3 protein-coding genes are annotated in these 2,686 nt (G+C 61.5%); 1 reads left to right on the top strand and 2 read right to left on the bottom strand.

Annotated features, from left to right (window positions below; translation table 11 throughout):
• Positions 1 to 1,790: Eco57I restriction-modification methylase domain-containing protein (locus C1J00_RS44870; protein ID WP_245936722.1), on the top strand; the 1,790-nt coding region annotated here is incomplete at its 5' end.
• 85 nt (positions 1,791 to 1,875) lie between these two features.
• Here C1J00_RS44870 and C1J00_RS41795 read toward each other — a convergent pair.
• Positions 1,876 to 2,082: a DUF397 domain-containing protein gene (locus C1J00_RS41795; RefSeq protein ID WP_102914030.1), complete on the bottom strand. Its 207-nt coding sequence runs from the start codon at positions 2,080 to 2,082 to the stop codon at positions 1,876 to 1,878.
• On the bottom strand, positions 2,079 to 2,686 hold a 608-nt coding region (locus C1J00_RS41800), incomplete at its 5' end, for a DUF5753 domain-containing protein (protein ID WP_102914031.1). The genes C1J00_RS41800 and C1J00_RS41795, both read right to left, overlap by 4 nt.

A 2,686-nucleotide genomic window follows, 5' to 3' on the forward strand; every position in this document is an offset into this window, starting at 1 on the left:
GGGAGCGGGTTCGGGACCTGTTCCCCCGGGCTGCGTGGATCGTTCAGCGCATCATGGAGGACGGGGTCGAGGACGACTCCGAGGTGGTGCGGGCGGCTCGGGCTACGGCGGAGGAGTGGTTGGGGGCGGAGCTGCCGGAGGGGGCGTTGGAGCGGCGGCCGGTGCATTGGCCGTTGGTGTTTCCGGAGGTGTTTTCGCTGCGGGGTGGGTTTGACGCCGTTGTGGGCAACCCCCCGTTTTTGGGGGGCAAGAAGATTACGAGTGCACTTGGGGAGTCCTACCGCGAGTACGCGGTTGAATTCATGGCTCAGGGGAAGCGCGGTAATGCCGACCTGGTGGCTTACTTTGAACTTCAGGTACACAAGCTACTCAACAGTGACGGCCAGAGTGGGCTGATCGCTACGAACACTTTGGCGCAGGGTGACTCTCGAGAGGTTGGCCTGGATCAAATTGTCTCTGCTGGCGTAGCGATTCGCAGAGCCACGAAAAGTGCGCCATGGCCATCGGCTTCCGCGGTGCTTGAGTACTGTGCAGTCTGGACGACCAAGGCCAAGTTGGAAGCACGCGCAGTGTGTTCCATTGGAGCATTCGTTGCACCCAACGGAATCTCAACGTCACTTAATCCGGCGACTCGCGAAGTTGCGTGGGCGGAATCACTCACGAGTAATGAGGGTCAGTCATTCCAGGGAGCGTTGGTTCTGGTAGTTGACGGCTTCAGTGTTCATGAGAGTCAGGCAGAAAGTTGGATTCGCGAAGATTCGCGCTACGCGGATGTGCTTTCGCCTTTTCTGAATGGGCAGGATCTCAATGCGAGTCCTACATTTCGAGGGGAACGCTGGGTAATTAACTTTCATGAGTGGCCGGAATCGAAAGCGAGGAGCTATCCGAAGGCCTATGCGAAGGTGTTGACGGAGGTCAAGTCAGAGTGTGAGAAGAAGGATCCGAAATCCTATGCCGGATTGATGGATCGGTGGTGGCAATATTGGCGTCCGCGTGGTGAATTGATGCGCGCCCTGGGGCCGCTGGAGCGATGCATCGCCATGGCGCGTGTCAGCAAGGTAGTAATGCCGACGGAAGTGTTGACTGGGCGAGTTTTCAGCGAACAGATCATCGTCTTCGCATCTGATGATGCTGCTCTGCTTGCTGTTCTCTCGAGTGCACCTCACTACTGGTGGGCCATAGATCGTTCGGGAACTATGAAGGGTGATCTTCGTTACGCGCCAACGGATGTATTCGAGACTCTCGTTCGTCCGATATATACGTCTCGACTCCGTGCCGCCGGGACTCAACTCGTGACCTACCGGCGAGACCTAATGCTGGCTAGAGGAATGGGCCTCACCGCTACCTACAACCTCGTCCACGACCCTGATTGCGTGTGCGAGGACATCGTCGAACTCCGCCGTGTTCACGAGGAGATTGACAGGGCCACCGTCGAGGCCTACGGCTGGCAAGATCTGCTGGACGACTCCGGGCGTACTAGTGCCGTGGACTCGACCCACGAGACGTTCCCCCTCGACCACGGCTTCCACAAGACCGATCAGGGCATCCGCTACACCATCGGTCTGCTCGCCCGAACCGAGATCATCGACCGCCTCCGCCAGTTGAACCACCAGGCATACGCCGACGAGGTTCACCTCGGCTTGCACAAGGGCGTGGCGGAGAAGAAGGCGAGGGAGAAGCACCCCGACCTGCCCTCGCCGTCGCCCGAAGCCATCCGGAAGCGTAAGGAGCAGCTGGCCGCGCGAGGTGGGTCGGATTTCGGTGACGGCGCTGAGGGCGCCCTGTTCTGAGACGACAGCATGAGAACGGGCTCGGACACGTCACCCCAAGCGACGTGAGCGAGCCCGTTGTTCCGCTCAGGTGCCGTACTCGGCCCTACTCCACCGCGAGCGCCACGAACGCCTCCCACTCGCCCCGGCCGACCCGCAGCATCAGCCCGCCGCCCACGACCTTCGAGTCACGCACGTACACGGCTTCCAGGCCGGCGGCCACCTCCACGCAGTCGCCGCCGCCCGACCCGCTGTAGCTGCTCTTGAACCAGCGCAGCCCGTCAACGTTCTCGGATACCTGCTCCACGCTCATGTCTCTCCCACCAGCCGTTCGATGAGCCGCGCAGACTCGACGCCGTTCAGAGCCTGCGATCGCAGCTTGCCATACCGCAACCCGAAGGCGCTGACCTCTGCGGGATCATGCACGACGCACCCGACTTCCTGAGACTCGATGTAACCGAGGTGCTGGTGCTCCTTGGTTTCCAGCACCACGAACGGGCCGTTCAGACCGGAGTGGAAGCCGCATGCAGCAGGCATGACCTGGACCTCCACGTTCCGCAACGCTCCCACCTCCAACAGGTGTTGCCACTGTCCGCGCATGACCTCCGTGTCACCCACCGGATTCCGCAGTGCCTCCTCGCTGATGATGAAGGACAACTCCGCGAGCGGCACCCGAGTCAGCAGCTTCTGCCGACTCAGACGTGCCTCTGTGTGCTGCTCGATGATCTCCTCACTCAGCGGCGGACAGTGCCCGGCGAACAGAGCCCGCGCGTACGCCTCCGTCTGCAACAACCCGGGGACGAGCAACGGATCGTAAGAGAACCGGCTCACGGCCTCCGCCTCGATCAGCGCGAAGTTCCGGAAGAACCTCGGCAACTTCGCCCGATCCACCTCCCCCTGAAGCGCCTCCAGAACCC

Source organism: Streptomyces cahuitamycinicus (genome assembly GCF_002891435.1).
Classification (GTDB): domain Bacteria; phylum Actinomycetota; class Actinomycetes; order Streptomycetales; family Streptomycetaceae; genus Streptomyces; species Streptomyces cahuitamycinicus.

What these genes read in the sequence shown, in the direction of transcription:
- C1J00_RS41795 (WP_102914030.1), bottom strand. Translation starts at nt 2,082, where the DNA reads ATGAGCGTGGAGCAGGTATCCGAGAACGTTGACGGGCTGCGCTGGTTC.